The following is an 18,720-nucleotide window of genomic DNA, read 5'->3' on the forward strand; positions in this document are numbered from 1 at the left end:
AAAAAATACCAAAAGCAATGCCATAAGAATGAATGAGGCATTTCAGAATACTGAATTGGAGTAAAAAAACAAATTGTAATTTAATTTCTGAATTGCCTTTTTTCAATTATTCAATTATCCATTTTCAATTATTCATCATATACATCGTACCTTTGTTCTATGGAAATTTTGGACATTCTTATTATAGGAGCCGGCCCTATCGGTTTAAACTGTGCCATTGAAGCTCAGAAAAACAACCTTAAATATGTAATTATAGAAAAAGGGACCATTGTCAATTCACTGTACAATTATCCTTTATATATGCGGTTCTTTTCGACCGCTGAAAAACTGGAAATTGACGGTACTCCTTTTATTTCTACAGCCCCAAAACCGGGAAGGCAGGATGCGTTGGAGTATTATCAGGGAATTGCCAGACAAAAAGAACTCAGTATCCATCTGTATGAAAGAGTTGTAAAGGTTTCAAAAAAAGAAGGAATATTTGAAATTGAAACAACAAAAGGGAGATATCATGCTAAAAATGTAGTCATTGCCACCGGATTCTACGATATTCCAAACCTTATGAATATTCCGGGAGAAGATCTTCCGAAAGTTAAACATTACTATACAGAACCCTATCCCTATGCCCGTCAGAAAATAGTTGTAGTAGGATCAAGTAATTCTGCAGTAGATGCAGCCCTCGAAACCTATAGAAAAGGAGCCGAAGTTACGATGATTATCCGCCATCCTGAAATTTCAAAAAGTGTAAAATACTGGGTAAAACCGGACATCGAAAACAGAATTGCAGAAGGCAGCATTACTGCTCATTTTAATGCAGAACTTAATGAGATCAGGGAAAATTCTGTTATCTTTAAAACAAATGATGGCCAGGTTCATGAGATTGAAAATGATTTTGTTTTAGCCATGACAGGCTACCTACCTGATTTTGATTTTCTGAAAAATTCAGGAATCGAACTGAATGGAGACTGCCTCAATCCGTTTTACAATCCTGAAACGATGGAAACCAATGTTCCTGATCTTTATCTTGCCGGTGTTGTATGTGGAGGAAAAGATACTCATCTATGGTTCATTGAAAACTCGAGAATCCATGCCAATATAATTATTGGTCATATTATTAAAAGGTATTCTACAGACAGGTCTTAAAAAATTTAAAAGTATATTTTCAAATAATAATCCCGGCCGAAATTTTTTCGGCCGGGATTATGTATAATGTATTGTTTAAAGATTAATCGATTTCCAAAGGAAGCTTTCCATCCATCTTATTCTTATCCTTCAGCATCCACGGGATGATAAAGTAAAAACCTATAGCAATACCTATCGCTAATACTCCTGTCCCAATCCACAGAACATTAAAACCAAGCTTATCAGCAATCATAGTTCCTATATAAGGGGTAATAATAAACGCTATTGAAAAAGACATTCCATTCAGCCCCATATAGGCTCCTTTGTTATTTTCTCCCGAGCGCAGTGCTGTAATTGTTGACATAAAAGGCAGCGTCCAGATCTCTCCTATACAAAGAAGCGTCATAGAAACCAGTAATACAACCATACTATAGTCCAAAGCAAGCATAGCATAGGAAACACCACATAGAAAGGTCCCTATCAACATGGTGAAAGCTAATGTAAAATACTTTTCTGCCAGCTGCACCAGCCCCATTTCAAGCAATACAATCAGAAAACCACTATATCCCAGGATATAGCCGATATTCTGCTGGCTGAGATGTGCCGTATCTTTATAAAAAATCGTCAGGGTACTGAAGAGCTGGAAAAAACATATTGAAAACATCATACAGAACACACAATAAATCAAAAACTTATGATCCCGGTAAGGAGAGCTTTCTTTTTTGACAGCTATTGCTTCTTTTACATTTTTTGCCTGTTGCTTGGCCAATCTTGTACGGGCTCTGAAGAACCATATATACATCAATCCTGCCAGCAAAGCAGCCAGTGCATTACTGTAAAACAGAAATTCATAGGAAATAGCAGATAAAATCCCTCCTAATGCAGGTCCTATAGAAAATCCCAGGTTTACAGCCATCCGGTTCAGCGAGAACGCTCTGGTAATGTTTTCAGGTTTTGCATATTTTGTGATGGCTACTGAGTTAGCAGGCCGGAAAGTTTCACTTACAATACTCTGTGCCAGGATAATCCCTGCCAATCCTGCTTCTGTTGTAAAAAACGGAATCAGACAAAATAGAGGCACACTCAGAAGCAGACTCAGACTCTGTACCCAGTATTCACCTATTTTATCAGTAATCAGCCCTCCCAGCCATGAACCGATAACCGAGCCTATACCAAAGAAGCTAAGCACAATACCTGAGTTTTCAATACTGAAATGCAAATGATTGGTCATATAAACTCCCAAAAAAGGAAGTACCATAGAACCGGCCCTGTTGATGAGCATTACCAACGCCAGCATCCAACTCTCCTGCGAGAGTCCTTTGAAAGAACTCGTATATACGTTAATTAATTTCACAATATTATTTTTGGGGGAGGAATTTGAAAATGCAAAATTAGAGAAAAATAACCCAAAACCCTTTGTTTAGCGTACTTATTTATAAATAACATTCATAAAAACAGACTATCATCTGTATCCTGAAAAAAAAGCTTTTTTTAATATATTAAAGACCAGAGACTTTTATAAAAATCGTAAATTGCGGTAACAACAGGGTTTTTAAACTTAAAACTCTTAAAAACACAATAAATATTTAACCAATACTCAAGAATGGTAACCTACGAAAATTTACATGATACGCTATCCTTTTACAGTATTGACTGCCGCCAGTCCTATTATATATCTTCCGGAAAGCCCATTTTCAATTTTCCTGAGTCCCCTTTCAGAATGGATTATTATGCCCTCTGTATCTGTACCGCGGGAGAGATCAATATTGAAATAGACCGTCAGAAATATAAAGTGGGGGCCGACAGCTTTCTTATGGCTGCACCGTCTACCATCGTAAAATTCTTGAAAACCAGCGGAGACTTTATGATGAAACTCTTATTCTTTGATAAAAATTTCCTGATCAAAAATATTTCGAATCCTTTTATCATTGAGAAAATGAACCTCTTCTCTAAAGGCTCTTACAGCATTGTGAAAACTACTGCAAAAAATTCTGCGTTATTACAGAATCTGCTGGATTATCTTAAAAGGAAATCCAGGAAGCAGGGAAAGTTTACAGAAGAAATCATCCGGACCATTATTTTTAATCTTCTGCTCGAAACAGCAGAGATCGTAGAAAAAGAAAATGGAACAAGCCCTGAAAAAGAGGAAGGAAAGAAAGATCTTTATCTGAAATTCAGTAAACTGATCCGGGAGAATATCAGAGGGCAGAGAACGGTTCAGTTTTATGCTGATGAGCTGTGCATATCCAATAAATACCTCATCAATATCATTAAAAAAGCCTGTGGGAAAACACCTCATGAAGTAATAGATGATACTTTACTAAAAGAAGCCTTTATGATGCTTGGCAATCCGAATATCACTATATCAGAAGTTGCTTTTCAGCTTCAGTTCAATTCTGCATCAGCCTTTGGGCGCTTCTTCAAAAAACATACTTCCCTTTCCCCTTCGGAGTACAGAATAAAAGAAAATATACAGTCGTAAGAATTTGGGGACAGTAATTCCGACATTGGGGATATATATTGCTTTGTGAATAGAGGTACCTTTATCATGTTAATTAAAAACAATAAAAAATGAGTACGATCAATTCAAAATTCGACAAAGTTTTAAATACCTCTGACCAGTTTGGAAAAGTAAACCACGAACCGGATTCAAGTAAAGAAGTTCAGATTAACACTCCTGAAAAAACGATGCCTTTCTCCGACCAGATCGGAAACTATCAACGTAACAAAGGAATTCCTTTGAAATCTTACGAAAACAGTAAAATCTATATTGTAGGAAGCGGTATTGCGGGAATGTCCGCTGCTTATTATTTCATCCGTGACGGCCATGTTCCCGGTAAAAATATTATTTTCCTGGACCAGCTGAATATTGAAGGAGGATCTCTTGACGGAGCAGGTAATGCAAAAGACGGCTATATCATCCGTGGAGGAAGAGAAATGGACATGACCTATGAAAATTTATGGGATATGTTCCAGGATATTCCAGCTCTGGAACTCCCGGCTCCCTATAGTGTATTGGACGAATACCGCCTTATCAATGACAATGACCCCAACTATTCCAAAGCGAGACTTATTCATAACCAGGGAGAGATCAAAGATTTCAGCAAATTTGGGCTTGAAAAGAAAGATCAGCTGGCTATTGTCAAACTTTTACTAAAGAAAAAAGAAGAGCTTGATGATCTTACGATTGAAGATTATTTTGCAGAATCATTTCTAAACAGTAATTTCTGGTTCTTCTGGCGCTCTATGTTCGCCTTCGAAAACTGGCACAGCTTACTGGAACTGAAACTGTATATGCACAGATTCCTTCACGCCATCGATGGAATGAAAGATTTCTCATGCCTTGTCTTTCCTAAATATAACCAGTATGACACCTATGTAACTCCATTAAAGAATTTCTTAATAGAAAAAGGAGTACAGATCCAGTTCAATACTCTGGTAAGAGATCTTGACATCCATATCAATACCGAAGGAAAAACAGTAGAAGGAATTATTGCTGAACAAGATGGAAAAGAAGTTAAAATACCAATCGGTAAAGATGATTACGTAATCGTGACCACCGGATCAATGACAGAAAGTACCTTCTATGGAGATAATAATACGGCTCCAGAAGTAACGATAGACAACAGCAGTGCAGGACAAAGTGCCGGATGGAAATTGTGGAAAAACCTTGCTGCAAAATCTGAAGTATTCGGGAAACCTGAAAAATTCTGCAGCCACATTGAAAAATCTTCATGGGAATCTGCCACATTAACCTGCCGTCCTTCTGCTTTTACTGAGAAATTAAAAGAACTGTGTGTAAATGATCCTTATTCCGGAAGAACCGCTACAGGAGGAATTATTACCATTACAGACTCCAATTGGGTCATGAGTTTTACCTGCAACAGACAGCCGCACTTCCCTACCCAGCCGGATGACATCCTTGTAGTTTGGGTATACGCCTTACTAATGGATAAAGAAGGGAACTATATCAAAAAAACAATGCCTCAATGTACAGGAAACGAAATCCTTGCAGAACTTTGCCACCACCTGGGTATCGCAGAACAACTGGATAATGTCATAGAAAATACAATAGTACGTACAGCGTTCATGCCTTATATCACCTCTATGTTTATGCCCAGAGCTCAGGGAGACCGTCCGAGAGTGGTTCCTGAAGGATGTAACAATTTAGGTCTTGTAGGACAGTTTGTGGAAACCAACAATGATGTTGTCTTCACTATGGAAAGTTCTGTGAGAACCGCGAGAATAGCAGTTTACAATCTTCTTAACCTTAACAAGCAGGTTCCTGATATTAACCCGCTTCAGTATGATATCAGACATTTATTAAAAGCCACTCAGGCCCTTAATGACTATAAGCCATTCTTAGGAGAAGGTATTTTAAGAAAAGTATTAAAAGGAACCTATTTTGAACATATCCTTGTTAACCGCCCGGAAGAAAAAGAAGAACATGAATCTTTCTTAATGGAACAGGTAGGTAGATTCCAGGACTGGATCAAAGGAGTAAAAGGCTAAAATAAAAGCCCATACAATAAGGTTGTTTTAAAGGTAAGTCTACCGGTCTGATTACAGATTAACACTGTATTTTGATGTAATGGTATCATCCGCTTTTAAAACAACTTTTTCATTTTCACCATAAAAATAAATCTCATGGATTTTAAAAATATAACGATAGCAGGAAGTGGTGTCTTAGGATATCAGATAGCCTTCCAGACTGCCTATCACGGATTCAAAGTGACTGTTTACGATATCAATGACGAAGTACTGAATAAGGCTAAAAGTAAATTCAGCGTTCTAAGTGAGAGCTATAAGCAAGATCTTAATGCTACACAGGAACAGCTTGATACAACGTTTAAAAACCTCAGTTATACGTCCGATCTTGCCGAAGCTGTAAAAGATGCAGATCTTCTGATAGAAGCCGTTCCGGAAGATCCCACAATAAAAACAGAGTTCTATCATAAGCTGGCTCAGGCAGCACCGGAAAAAACAGTATTTGCAACCAACTCATCCACTCTTCTTCCAAGTGAGTTTGCAGAAGCTACAGGAAGACCGGAAAGGTTTGTAGCCCTGCATTTTGCCAATGAAATATGGAAACACAACACCGGAGAAGTAATGCGTCATCCGGGAACTTCGCAGGAAGTATTTGATTCTGTCATTCAATTTGCCAAGGCAATCGGAATGGTAGCACTGCCTATCTATAAAGAACAGCCCGGATATATTGTCAATTCACTGCTTGTTCCGTTACTTGGTGCTGCGGTTAATCTTTGGATTGATGAAGTTTCAGACATTGAAACGATTGATAAGACATGGATGGTAGCTACGGGAGCACCTGTAGGTCCATTTGGCATTCTGGATGTTGTAGGGATTACAACAGCTTATAACATCAATAAAATGGAAGCAGAGGAAACTCAGGATCCGTTGAAGATCAAGGCCGTTGAAAGATTAAAAGAGGATTATATTGATAAAGGGAAACTGGGAGTTCTTACGGGCGAAGGTTTTTACAAATACCCAAACCCTACTTATCAGGATAAGGATTTTCTGAAATAGAATCTAAATTTTCAGATTTTAAACTGTTAAAAATAGCCAGGCAGGTTTTCTTGTAAGACCTGCTTTTATTGATCTTCTATTCCTGAAAATTATTTTACCTTGTCGACCTGCAGGTTTAAAAATCTCTATCCACTTCCGCTTTACAACAAAAGAAAAAGCAGGACTCCAATGAAGTCCTGCCTGTATGTATTAAGTATTTCTGATACCCCTTATGGTTTATAAGAATCTTTCAGAGTTACTGTACGGTTGAATACCAAAGTAGATTCTGTAGAATCCTTATCTTTTGTAAAATATCCGATTCTCTGGAACTGAAGTGGTTCTCCGATTGCTACATCTTTCAGGCTTGGTTCAGCAAAACCTTTCACTGTAGTTACAGATTCTGGATTAATGAAGTTCAGGAAATCCACATCCTTTTCAGCATCAGGCTGCTCCACCGTAAACAGTTGATCGTAGACTCTTACTTCTACAGGAATCGCATGCTTTGCAGACACCCAGTGAAGGGTTCCTTTTACTTTTCTTAAACTTTCTTCTGTTCCGCTTCCAGACTTGCTCTTCTCATCATAAGTAGCATAGATGGTAGTGATCTCACCATTTTCATCCTTCTCTACTCTTTCAGCTTTAATGATATAAGCAGATTTTAAACGAACTTCTCCGCCTAATTTCAGTCTGAAGAATTTATTGTTAGCTTCTTCTTTGAAGTCCTCACGTTCAATATACAATTCTCTTGAAAAAGGAACCTCTCTGGTTCCGGCATTCTCCTGTTCCGGATTATTTTCAGTGTCTAACCATTCTTCTTTATCTTCAGGATAGTTTTCGATCACTAATTTTACCGGATCTACTACTGCCATTACACGCTTAGCTACCTTATTCAGGTCTTCACGTACACAGAAATCCAACAGCTGAATTTCGATCAGGTTTTCTCTTTTAGCCACCCCTACTTTATCAATAAAGTTCCTGATGGAAAGCGGGGTAAATCCTTTTCTTCTCATCCCGGAGATGGTAGGCATTCTAGGATCATCCCATCCTGTTACGGTTCCCTCAGCTACCAGTCTCTGCAGCTTTCTTTTGGAAGTAATCATATAGGAAACATTCATCCTTGCAAATTCTCTCTGCTTAGGTGCTATTTTAGTTTCATCAGATACCTGCTCCAGATACCAGTTATAAAGAGGTCTGTGGTTTTCAAACTCCAATGAACATAGTGAGTGGGAAACCTGTTCCAGATAATCTGATTCACCATGTGCCCAGTCATACATCGGATAGATTTTCCATGCAGTACCTGTTCTGTGGTGAGGTCTTTTCAGAATTCTGTACATCACAGGGTCACGCATATTCATGTTCGGCGAAACCATATCGATTTTTGCACGAAGTGACATTGTACCTTCCTCAAACTCTCCGTTTTTCATTCTTTCAAACAGATCCAAAGATTCCTCTACAGGACGGTTTCTGTATGGTGATTCCACTCCCGGTTCTGTAGGATTTTTTCTCTGTTCGGTAATCACTTCAGAAGGCTGTTCATCTACATAAGCCTTTCCTTCTTTGATCAATTGCACTGCCCACTCATAAAGCTGCTGGAAGTAGTCTGATGCATACAATTCTTTATCCCATTTGAAACCCAGCCATTCAACGTCTTTTTTGATAGAATCTACGAATTCCTGTTCTTCTTTTTCAGGGTTCGTATCATCGAAACGAAGGTTTACAGGTGCATTGTATTTTTCACCTAAACCAAAATTGATGCAGATTGCTTTTGTATGTCCTATATGCAGGTAACCGTTTGGTTCAGGAGGGAAACGGAAACGAATCTGATCTCTTTTCAGACCGTTTGCCAAATCATCCTCTATAATTTGCTCAATAAAATTGAGTGATTTTTTTTCTTCTTCCATTAAATTAGCTTTTATTTTTTAGCAAAAAAAGTTGCACAAAGTTACGGAAAATTTGGGGTTCAGAAAACTCTATCTTTTTAACCCTTTTTTATCGGGTTTAGGCTTCTGCAACTTATCGTTCTAAAATCCGTGTGAGGCTGGAAACCGCAAAACGCAAGTTCTTTTATCGTAATGATAAAATTGAATGAAAATAAAATATTTTACAGTTTTAAAATTTTAAATCATGAGAAAGAAATATTTTGAATCAATATTTTTTTTAACTTTATAAAAAACTAATCATGGCCGTTTATATCTTAAGCAACCGGAAAATTATCCGGCATAAAGGCGAAAGAGTAGATTCTTTTTCAAATGAAGAATACTCCATCCCCAATTTCAGGATCGCTAAATGTGATTTTGACAGCTATAAAGAACCTACAGCAGCGGCCAAAAAGAAAAAAGATTATACCAACAGGAATATTTTAAATTATCAACTGTTTTCTGAACCCGAAAAACAGGGATATGAAGAGGTTCTTGAGGTATTGCTAAACGAAAAAGGGATTAATCAATCTTCCCTTACGGCCAATAATCTTGGCGGAACCCAGAGACTTTTTTATGAATTGTACAAAAACAGGTCTTCCGACAAAAACAGAAGTGATATACTGATATTCATCCATGGTTATGCTTATGATTTTAATGATGAATTAAAAGCTATTCTTGACCTTAAGAAAATGTTTATTGATAACCCCGCATCGCCTGTTGAGCATATTCTGTTTGTGAGCTGGCCTGCTTCCGGCAGTATTGTTCCTCTGACGTATTTTGATGATAAAGCATCAAGCATCAATTCCGGAACTTCTCTCCTGAGGCTGTTTTATTTCTACACCCAATTTTTAAAAGATATTTTTTCCAACCGGAACCTTATTCCCTGCAATCAGAGAATTCACATTATGGCTCATTCTTTGGGAAACAGAGTTCTTCAAAGTATGTTATACAGCCTTAAAAGAGAAAATATACTACGGGTAATTGATCAGGTTCTGCTGTTGAATGCTGATGTGAGCTATAAAGTATTTGAAGATTTTGAAGACTCTTTCAACAAATTACCTTTATTAGCCAACCGAGTTTCCATTTATCTAAACAGACAGGATGTGATTTTGGGAATTTCCCAGTTTACCAAAAACATTCTAACTCCAAGACTGGGTAAAAACGGACCAAGTGACATCAGTAATTATAAAGATGTGGTTTCAATAATCGACTGTACGTTTGTGAAGGATGATATTCTGAACAGTTTCAGATATGAAGTCGGAAATCATTGGGGATACCTTTCCAGTTCACAGGTTCAGAATGATATTTTTCAGAATTTAAATGGAATAGACCGGAACCTTATCACCAACAGATCAAAGGATAACGAAAACATTTTCACAATTATTTCTTAACACTTCCTTAAAATATAACCAATAAAATGAATTCTGTGTTAAAACTAATTATGACCTGCGCAATGGCATAGAGATTGCCAATTCATATGACAGAGAATTATAATTTTTCATTATGGAAAAGATCAAAAAGAAGTTTTCCTATATACTAAACTATATAAAGAAAGCAATTTTCGTAAAAGATGTGATTTAGCTGAATACCAACCTTATAAAACAATATACTATCCGACCTTAAAATTACTTCATCCTTTAATTATATCGATCAAAATACAATTGAATTCCTGCAAAGCCTTGAGGGGATTTATTTTTCGTATCTAAAAATCTAAATTATTATTTAAGATCGCTCATTAACGTCTGTTATTTATACTCAGCGTCAAAAGCTGTAGCAAGGCACAATTTCATGATAACGTATTCGTAATTAAACATATCAAACTGTTAAATATTACTAAAAAAAATTCACCAAACGTTGTATAATTAAAAAAAGTTTTAGATATTTACTAGCCAACAAATTAAAATAGTAATCATGAAAAATTTAAAAAAAATCAACAGAGGAGAGTTAAAGACAATCAAAGGAGGAAGACCTCCTCTTGGATGTAACAACTGGAACCCAAGTGCTATGTGCTGCAGATCATGGGCTCCAGATTACTGTGGCGAGACTACCTGTCCGGATTCACCTCCACCATTTTGCTAATTAACTTTTCCCAGTTATATTTTGAACCATAGCAACTCATTTCTGAGATCTAAATCTGATTCAAAATTATTTACAAATAAAGATCCGGTGCCTAAACCTTGAGGCATCGGATTTTTTTTCGTGAAGGTATACTGAGCAATGGCATTCAATCCTATATTGCTTTCCAGTGCAGAGGTAATCCACCAGCCGATTTGCTGTTCTTCGGCAATGGAAATCCATTCATCAGAACCTGAAAACCCTCCTACTAAAGCTGGCTTCAGGATAATATATTGTGGTTTTATTACTTCTACCAGTTTTTGTTTTTTTTCAGAATCAATAATCCCTATCAACTCTTCATCCAATGCAATGGGAGTAGGTGTATGGGCACACAGTTCTGCCATATCAGCCCAATGCCCAGCTTTAATGGGTTGCTCTATGGAATGAATATTAAGATCTGCCAGCTGCTGCAAAACGATAACAGCCTGTTCTTTGCTGAATCCTCCATTGGCATCCACACGCAATTCCAATTGATCTTTGGAAAATTTTTCTCTTAATTTCTGCAGAATTATATGCTCAGAGTTCCAATTGACCCCTATTTTCAGTTTAATGCAGTGGAATCCTTTATCCAGTTTATCCTGAATCTGTTCTTCCATATATCCTACATCTCCCATCCATATCAGTCCATTGATGGTAATGGCAGATTTTCCGTCAGTAAATCCACCTGGGAAATAAATATTGCGGCCATATTTCAGATTGAGAACAGCCTGTTCATAGCCAAACCAAATAGACGGGAATTCTTTCAGTTCTTCTTTCAGATCAAGAGGGCTCTTCTCTATATTTTCACAAAGCCATTTCAGCTTTTCTTCATAATCAGGTCTGTCATCGAAGCTAAGACCTCTGAACACGGCACATTCTCCTGTCCCCTTTCTGCCATTTTCTGAAACTTCCAGAATGAAGGTTTCCTTATCAAGCAAAACGCCGCGAGATGTTCCACTCGGGCGTTTAAACTGTAATAAATATTTAAAATAATTTGCTTTCATTTATTTCACGCTGTCAATACGCATAAACTCTTCTGCTTTCTCTACCATTTCAACACTTCCGCAGAAAAAAGGAATTCTCTGATGAAGCTCAGTAGGTTCTATTTCAAGAATTCTTCTGAATCCGTCTGTAGCTTTTCCTCCGGCCTGTTCTGCAAGAAATGCCATTGGATTACACTCGTACAGCAATCTTAATTTACCGTTTGGAGCCTGTGAATAAGACGGGTAGATATAAATACCTCCTTTCAGCATATTTCTATGAAAATCAGCTACCAGGGAACCGATGTACCTTGAAGTATAAGGACGGTCACCTTCTTCCATCTGGCAATATTTCAGGTAATTTTTTACTCCCTGAGGAAATTTAATATAATTCCCTTCATTGATAGAATAGATTTTACCGGTTCTTGGGAAGGTCATGTTTGGATGAGACAGATAATAAGTTCCCAGAGACGGATCCAATGTAAACCCGTTCACACCATTTCCTGTTGTATAAACAATCATGGTAGAAGAACCATAGATTACATATCCTGCTGCAATCTGATTGATCCCTTTCTGTAAAAAGTCTTCCAGCTGCACTGGAGTTCCCGGTTCAGAAACTCTTCTGTAAATAGAGAAAATAGTTCCTACAGAAACATTCACATCAATATTGGAAGATCCATCCAAGGGATCAATAAGGACTACATATTTACTTAAATGACCATTTTCTCCGCATTTGATGTCAATAAAATCATCATTTTCCTCAGAAGCAATACCACAAACAACCTCTCTTTGAGACAAAGCCGTAATAAAAATCTCATTAGCGATCACATCAAGTTTCTGCTGTTCCTCACCCTGAATATTCTGGTTTCCGGCAGCTCCTGTTATATCTACAATTCCGGCTTTATTTACTTCTCTGTTTACTACTTTCGAAGCCAATCTTATTGCACTCAGAAGACGAGAGAATTCACCTGTGGAATATTGAAAATCGTCCTGTTTATCGATAAGAAATTCTCCTAAAGTCTGTAATGGTTGATTTGACATATTTTTCTTTTTACGTTTTCCCCAAATTTCGGAAAATTTATTGCATTAATGAAATTTAATTACCAAACCAACTACCATCTGTATTTCAGCACGATACATTAAAAACAAAACATAATATGATAGAGATGATGAGAATTATCTTTCCAAAATCGTTATCCCAAACCTCCGAAAAATTCAGATTATTTCATGAATTTTTCATTTTAAGGAAATCTTAATTCTATCCTACCGCCTGCCTATTTCATATCTCGTTGTAAATTTATAATTTTGACGTCCGTAAAAAACTCATGTAATTTTTTATCTAACAATTTATTTTTTAACAATTTAATGAAAATTTTCAAGTTTGGTGGAGCATCAGTAAAAGATGCCGACAGTGTGAAAAACGTGTCCATGGTTCTAAAAAGCCAGGGATTTGCCAAATGTTTGCTGGTCATTTCAGCAATGGGCAAGACGACAAATGAGTTGGAAAAAGTTGTAGAACTTTATTTCCAGAAAGACAACTATCAAACTGAGATTGAAAAGATAAAACGAAAACACATTGAGATTGCGGAAGGTCTGTTTCCTGAAAATCATGCAGTTTTCGCTGAGATCAATCTCTTTTTCGATGATATCGATTCTTTTTTAAGAAGAAATAAATCTCCTAACTACAACTTTGTGTATGATCAGGTGGTAAGCTGCGGAGAAATGATTTCTACTAAAATCGTAAGCGAGTACCTGAATGAAATACAGTTTGCCAATCAATGGCTGGATGCCAGAGATTATATCAAAACAGACAACTCATACAGAGAAGGGTCTGTAGACTGGGTAAGAACTGAGGAATTCATTTCTCATCTTAATCCGGAAATCTGTTATGTGACTCAGGGTTTCATAGGTTCTGACGACAACAATTTCACGGTAACCTTAGGAAGAGAAGGATCTGACTATTCGGGTGCTATTTTTGCTTATTGCTTAAATGCTGATGCCATGACCATCTGGAAAGATGTACCGGGAGTAATGACCGGAGATCCCAGAAAGTTCAGTGACGTATCTCTTCTTTCCAATATCTCATATGAAGAAGCTATTGAGATGGCTTATTACGGTGCCAGTGTCATTCACCCGAAGACATTGCAGCCATTACAGCAAAAAAACATTCCTTTTTATGTAAAATCTTTCATTGATCCGACCAAGGAAGGAACAAAAATAGGTGCTTCAGAAAAAAACCAACAGGAAGAGTCTTATATTTTAAAAGAAGACCAGGAACTTTTAAAAATCTCCACAAGAGATTTCTCTTTCATTGCAGAGGATCATATGAGCTTAATTTTCGGATATTTATCCAAATATAAAATCAAAGTATCCCTGATGCAGAATTCTGCAATCTCACTGGCTTTATGCCTTGAGGATAAATTTAATCATCTTGAAGAACTTAACGAAGAGCTTCAAAAAATTTTTAAAACCGAAGCAATTAAAAATGTATCTTTATTCACAGTAAGAAATGCGAAGATGGATCACATTGATAAATTTTACCATGAAAAAAATGTATTATTGGAACAAATTTCTAATAATACGCTTCAAATGGTAACACAATAATATTTAATTGCGACTAAACACACATGAGTTTAATTTCGAAAAACGATCTGATCAAAGCTTCCGGCTTAAGTAAAATTGGGTTCCTCAAGAATCCAGTAGCATCTGCTGTGATGAGCATTGCTAAAATAAACGAAGTAAATAAATTATACGACAAACTAAAAGATAAGGAAGGCAAAGACTTTTTCGACTCATTTGTAAGAGAAAGAAACCTAAGCTACATAGCTTTTGAGGAAGATCTGGCAAAAATTCCGAAAACGGGACCTTTTATTCTGGTTTCCAATCACCCGCTGGGTGCTATTGACGGAATTCTGATGTGCAAGATCTTATCGGAGGTTCGTCCGGATTTTAAGGTAATGGGAAATTTCCTTTTGGAAAAGATCAAACCTATGGAGCCGTTTGTAATCTCTGTAAACCCTTTTGAAAACAGAAAAGAAGCTTACAGCAGCTCGTCCGGAATGCGTGAAACACTCAAGCATTTACAAAACGGAGGCTGCGTAGGTATTTTTCCGGCGGGAGAAGTTTCCAATAAAAACAATCCTTATGGAGAAATTTTAGATAAAGAATGGGAAAAAACGGCACTTAAGCTTATCAGAATAGCTAAAGTGCCGGTAGTTCCTATGTATTTCCATGCAAAGAACAGCCGTCTTTTTTATCAGGTGGCTAAACTTCACCCGAATTTACAAACCCTGATGCTTCCTGCTGAAATGATGAACGACAGGGAAAAACCTATCCGGATCAGAATCGGGCGGCCAATCAGTGTGAAGGCAATGGATGATATGGAAACCATTGAAGAACTGGGAGAGTTTCTGAAACGCAAGGTATATATGATGAAATCTTACTATGAAAAAAGAAAATCTCTTGCTCAAAGTATCAATCTTCAGAATTTATCTGTAAAGTTTCCTTTGCTGAAAGAAGAAAATATTGTTCAGAATATTATTGATGAAACTCCTGTTGAGGACATCATAAAAGATGTTGACAAACTTAGAGGAACCGATAAAATGCTGTTCAGTAACGGGAACTATGAGCTCTACTTTACCACGTATGAGGAAATACCTTCAATAATGAGGGAAATCGGGCGTCAGAGAGAGCTTACTTTCCGCGCGGTAGGTGAAGGAAGCAATCTTCCGTTTGACCTTGATGAATATGATAAACATTACCATCACCTTTTCCTTTGGGATAATGGAGTGAAGAAACTGGCAGGTGCCTACAGAATGGCATTGGGTAGAGAGGTGATGAAGAAATATGGCATTAAAGGCTTTTATACAAGTTCTTTATTCGAATTTGAGCAGGACATTCATCCTTTCTTTAAAAAGGTAATTGAGATGGGCCGTGCGTATATCTGCCAGGAATATCAGCAAAAGCCCCTTCCGCTCTTCCTTTTATGGAGAGGGATTGTACATGTGTGTCTGAGAAATCCTGACCATAAATTTCTGATGGGAGGTGTAAGTATCTCTAACAAGTTCTCTGAGTTCTCGAAATCCCTGATGATTGAGTTCATGCGTTCCAATTATTTTGACTCTGCAGTGGCTCAGTACATCACTCCAAGAAATGAGTACAAGGTAAAGCTTCGTGACAGGGATAAAAATATTTTCTTTGAAGAAATGGAATCTGACCTTAATAAACTGGATAAGATTATTGATGATCTTGAACCTGAATTAAGACTTCCCGTTTTGATTAAAAAATATATTAAACAAAACGCTAAAGTGATTGCTTTCAACGTTGATCCTAACTTCAATGATGCCATTGATGGATTGATGTATATCCGAATCAGTGATCTTCCGGAAAACACGATAAAACCGGTATTGGAAGAGATGAGCGAGCAGATCAGAAAAGAACAGGAAAATAATCCGGCTGATAATCAGTAAGTTTTTAAATTTATTAAAAAAAAGTACGATGAATACTTGCTTTGTATACTAAAACTTACTACTTTTGCATCACTTTAAAACAACGAAGTAAGTCAAACAAAAATATAATGGTTTCTTAGCTCAGTTGGTAGAGCAATGGATTGAAAATCCATGTGTCCCTGGTTCGATTCCTGGAGAAACCACTTTAAAACCTCTAATTTATTTAGAGGTTTTTTTGTTTTTATATAGGGCTACACGTTCACGAATTTTTGAATCAGGTACAAAAGTGGATCAGGTGCAAAAGTTGGGGGCTAAGCAAAAAGTTTGGTTAATCTGATTAGAAAAAACGATCTGTCCTTCACCCCTCTGAGCTGCATCCTAAAGTTTTTGATTTTAGCATTGAAAGACTCAGTCGCTGCATTAGTACTTCTTTTATCAAAATAATTTAGAATATCTCTGTAATGGTGCATTATGGTCTTTTTTCAAAATAAATATGAAGTTCACCAGAATATTCTTCTGCTTTGAGGATATCAAAGTGTTCAACTAGAAATTCTGGAAGTAAGAATTTAAGAAGGTCGTAATCGCTTAGCATAAGACAAAGATACCACCACTAAACATTCCCCCCCCAACTTTTGAGACTGATCCGCAAAAAGTTTGGTTAATCTGAATAGAAAAAACGATCTGTCCTTCCCCCTCTGAGCTGCATCCTGAAGTTTTTGATTTTAGCATTGAAAGATTCAGCCGCTGCGTTAGTGCTTCTTTTATCAAAATAATTTAGAATATCTCTGTAATGTTTCATTATACCCCTTCTTAAGTTAGAAAAAGAAGTAAAATCTCTGTCATGAGACGCAAAAGGTCAGGCAACTAAGAATAGTAGGCATTTCTGAAGCCATAAGCCTCCATTTAAAGCTTATTTTTACTTATGGGCTCCCCTTCTATTGTTAATGGCAAAAAACCGTTAATCCGCAACTTCTTTTCAACTGTTCTTCCAAGATGTTTATTACTCCTGTTTTTGCATCGTATTATTTTTTGCAAATCCCTGTCTTCTACCTCTAAACTTATTATTACAACAATAAATAGTAAAGCGACTATTATAGCGTATAAACATCATTATTTCAGGACCGCATATATAGCTGTTGTTAACTTCATCATCACACTTCATAATACCGGAACATACCCTTAAAAGGCAGCATAAGTAAGAAATTCCTGGATGATAAAATTTCCAGGTAAAAAAAAACAAAAAAACATCACAATACAAACCACTGAAAAGCAAATAATTGAATTAAAAAACAAGTATTACAGATATATTTTATCAAAAAAATAACAGGAAAAGCTTGCGTGGTATTATAAAATATTATACTTTTGCATCACTTTAAAACAACGAAGTAACAAACAAAAACATAATGGTTTCTTAGCTCAGTTGGTAGAGCAATGGATTGAAAATCCATGTGTCCCTGGTTCGATTCCTGGAGAAACCACTTTAAAACCTCTAATTTATTTAGAGGTTTTTTTATTTTTATAGATGGCCACAAATGCACGAAATTTTGGATCAGGTGCAAAAGTTGGGGGTTAAGCAAAAAGTTTGGTTAATGTGAATAAGAAAAATGTTCTGTCCTCCCCCTCTGAGCTGCGGCAGAATTTTGAAAATTGCTTAGATTTTAGATTTCAAAAGTATATATATTTTAAAGGATCTGAAGTGACCGAATCTACATCCAGCTTTTCGCCTGCTCTATATAAGCATTCATCCTTTAGTGCTTAATTTTAATTTCCAGCTAAAAAAAGAACTAAACAGAGAATTTAAGCTCCCTGAAAAGTTCTCGGATAATTATCGAAAATAAGTCTTGTAAAGCTATTCTTAGTGAAAAAGCTTGTTCCTTTTATAAAATAAAAGCTCCCGTTTTTCTCATCATTTGTGTAGGGATCAAAAATAATTGGGGGCTTTTACTAATTTTTAAATAATACCAGACCTTAGACTGATCTTATAATTCTGCTTTATCTATAAAGAAAGTGTATATTTTAATTGTAACTGAGTGGTTTATAAATCAAATATTTTCACGTCTTTCTTCCATTTTGCCAATGTGTTCCTGCTTATTTTAAAATGACTGGCAGTTTCTGTATTATTGAGGCTATTTTTCACCTGATATTCCAAAATGTAACGGATCGTTTCCTGATCATAAGACTTGAATTTCTGATTACTTTCTGAAATTTCTGATCCTATTTCCGGACCAAATATAACCGTGTTTATTGTAATAATATCCCTTGTACTAAGTTTTTCCTTTTCAAAGAAGTAAAGGCACCTTTCTTTCTTTTCGGGATATTTTTTTTCAATAATATCATGATAAATTCTTGTATAATTTGGTGATTGATAATTTTCCATATTCTGTTTTGATATATTTCTCTTCTACTTTATTATTTTCGAAAAACAGGCTCATTATTCTTTTTTTACCATACCAGGTTTTACTAAGAATAAAACAGAACCACTCATCCTTATATTCGTACTTATAACTGCTTAATAGACTCATTACTTCCTGCTTTGCTTTTCCAAAGAATCTTATTTCCTCAAGCGCTGCACTATTTAAGCTCTTTCTTTTGTTTTTCAGGTGAAACATCATCTTCCAATCCATCGTTTGTTTTTTT

Annotated in this window: 15 protein-coding genes, 2 tRNA genes and 1 pseudogene; 10 read left to right on the forward strand and 8 right to left on the reverse strand. The window is 36.4% G+C overall.

What is annotated here, in order from left to right; translation table 11 throughout:
- Positions 1–159 precede the first annotated feature (159 nt).
- Positions 160–1,140 (forward strand): YpdA family putative bacillithiol disulfide reductase, encoded by a 981-nt coding sequence (locus LF887_RS17490; protein ID WP_236855537.1) that lies wholly within the window; start codon positions 160–162, stop codon positions 1,138–1,140.
- Positions 1,141–1,222: 82 nt separating this feature from the next.
- Here LF887_RS17490 and LF887_RS17495 read toward each other — a convergent pair whose 3' ends face one another.
- Positions 1,223–2,416: an MFS transporter gene (locus LF887_RS17495; protein WP_236859518.1), complete on the reverse strand. Its 1,194-nt coding sequence runs from the start codon at positions 2,414–2,416 to the stop codon at positions 1,223–1,225.
- Between the two features lie 306 nt (positions 2,417–2,722).
- On the opposite strand from LF887_RS17495, the gene LF887_RS17500 reads away from it, so the two are divergent.
- The 3 genes from LF887_RS17500 (at position 2,723) to LF887_RS17510 (ending at position 6,663) form a co-directional block, all read left to right on the forward strand.
- On the forward strand, positions 2,723–3,601 hold the full coding sequence (locus LF887_RS17500) for a helix-turn-helix domain-containing protein (RefSeq protein ID WP_236855538.1): 879 nt from the start codon (positions 2,723–2,725) through the stop codon (positions 3,599–3,601).
- Positions 3,602–3,690: 89 nt separating this feature from the next.
- Complete coding sequence (locus LF887_RS17505) at positions 3,691–5,631, forward strand: oleate hydratase (protein ID WP_236855539.1); 1,941 nt, start codon at positions 3,691–3,693, stop codon at positions 5,629–5,631.
- A 135-nt stretch (positions 5,632–5,766) separates the two neighbouring features.
- Positions 5,767–6,663, forward strand: a complete 897-nt coding sequence (locus tag LF887_RS17510) for a 3-hydroxyacyl-CoA dehydrogenase (RefSeq protein WP_236855540.1) — start codon at positions 5,767–5,769, stop codon at positions 6,661–6,663.
- A 209-nt stretch (positions 6,664–6,872) separates the two neighbouring features.
- On the opposite strand, the gene LF887_RS17515 is transcribed toward LF887_RS17510, so the two are convergent.
- A complete protein-coding gene (locus tag LF887_RS17515; RefSeq protein WP_236855541.1) occupies positions 6,873–8,543 on the reverse strand; it encodes a glutamine--tRNA ligase/YqeY domain fusion protein in 1,671 nt (556 codons plus the stop codon).
- Positions 8,544–8,821: 278 nt separating this feature from the next.
- Here LF887_RS17515 and LF887_RS17520 point away from each other — a divergent pair, with 278 nt between their 5' ends.
- Together LF887_RS17520 and LF887_RS17525 are read left to right on the forward strand one after the other, a co-directional pair.
- Positions 8,822–9,952, forward strand: a complete 1,131-nt coding sequence (locus LF887_RS17520; protein WP_236855542.1) for an alpha/beta hydrolase — start codon at positions 8,822–8,824, stop codon at positions 9,950–9,952.
- 520 nt (positions 9,953–10,472) lie between these two features.
- Positions 10,473–10,640: a bacteriocin-like protein gene (locus tag LF887_RS17525; protein ID WP_236855543.1), complete on the forward strand. Its 168-nt coding sequence runs from the start codon at positions 10,473–10,475 to the stop codon at positions 10,638–10,640.
- Positions 10,641–10,654: 14 nt separating this feature from the next.
- Here the strand turns inward: LF887_RS17525 and LF887_RS17530 are convergent, their stop codons facing one another.
- A complete protein-coding gene (locus LF887_RS17530) occupies positions 10,655–11,659 on the reverse strand; it encodes an o-succinylbenzoate synthase (RefSeq protein WP_236855544.1) in 1,005 nt (334 codons plus the stop codon).
- Entirely contained in the window at positions 11,660–12,676 is a 1,017-nt protein-coding gene (gene fbp, locus LF887_RS17535; RefSeq protein WP_236855545.1) for a class 1 fructose-bisphosphatase, read from the reverse strand. It lies immediately after the preceding gene.
- Positions 12,677–13,000: 324 nt separating this feature from the next.
- On the opposite strand from fbp, the gene LF887_RS17540 reads away from it, so the two are divergent.
- The 3 genes from LF887_RS17540 (at position 13,001) to LF887_RS17550 (ending at position 16,286) form a co-directional block, all read left to right on the forward strand.
- Positions 13,001–14,239 (forward strand): aspartate kinase, encoded by a 1,239-nt coding sequence (locus tag LF887_RS17540; protein ID WP_236855546.1) that lies wholly within the window; start codon positions 13,001–13,003, stop codon positions 14,237–14,239.
- A gap of 23 nt (positions 14,240–14,262) precedes the next feature.
- A complete protein-coding gene (locus tag LF887_RS17545; protein WP_236855547.1) occupies positions 14,263–16,104 on the forward strand; it encodes a lysophospholipid acyltransferase family protein in 1,842 nt (613 codons plus the stop codon).
- A gap of 109 nt (positions 16,105–16,213) precedes the next feature.
- Positions 16,214–16,286: transfer RNA gene (locus LF887_RS17550), tRNA-Phe, on the forward strand.
- Positions 16,287–16,394: 108 nt separating this feature from the next.
- On the opposite strand, the pseudogene LF887_RS17555 reads toward LF887_RS17550, so the two are convergent.
- A pseudogene (locus tag LF887_RS17555) lies at positions 16,395–16,562 on the reverse strand (transposase); the annotation flags it as partial.
- A gap of 179 nt (positions 16,563–16,741) precedes the next feature.
- Entirely contained in the window at positions 16,742–16,882 is a 141-nt protein-coding gene (locus LF887_RS17560) for a transposase (RefSeq protein WP_236855549.1), read from the reverse strand.
- Positions 16,883–17,488: 606 nt separating this feature from the next.
- Here LF887_RS17560 and LF887_RS17565 point away from each other — a divergent pair.
- Positions 17,489–17,561 (forward strand) — tRNA-Phe (locus LF887_RS17565).
- Between the two features lie 557 nt (positions 17,562–18,118).
- On the opposite strand, the gene LF887_RS17570 is transcribed toward LF887_RS17565, so the two are convergent.
- Together LF887_RS17570 and LF887_RS17575 are read right to left on the reverse strand one after the other, a co-directional pair.
- Positions 18,119–18,460 carry a helix-turn-helix domain-containing protein gene (locus LF887_RS17570; protein ID WP_236855550.1) on the reverse strand — a complete coding sequence of 114 codons (342 nt, stop codon included), beginning with the start codon at positions 18,458–18,460 and terminating at the stop codon, positions 18,119–18,121.
- Positions 18,417–18,707 (reverse strand): hypothetical protein, encoded by a 291-nt coding sequence (locus LF887_RS17575; protein WP_236855551.1) that lies wholly within the window; start codon positions 18,705–18,707, stop codon positions 18,417–18,419. Before LF887_RS17575 ends, LF887_RS17570 begins: the two co-directional genes overlap by 44 nt.
- Between the last annotated feature and the right edge of the window lie 13 nt (positions 18,708–18,720).

It is taken from the genome of Chryseobacterium sp. MEBOG06 (assembly GCF_021869765.1).
In the GTDB taxonomy this organism is placed as follows: domain Bacteria; phylum Bacteroidota; class Bacteroidia; order Flavobacteriales; family Weeksellaceae; genus Chryseobacterium.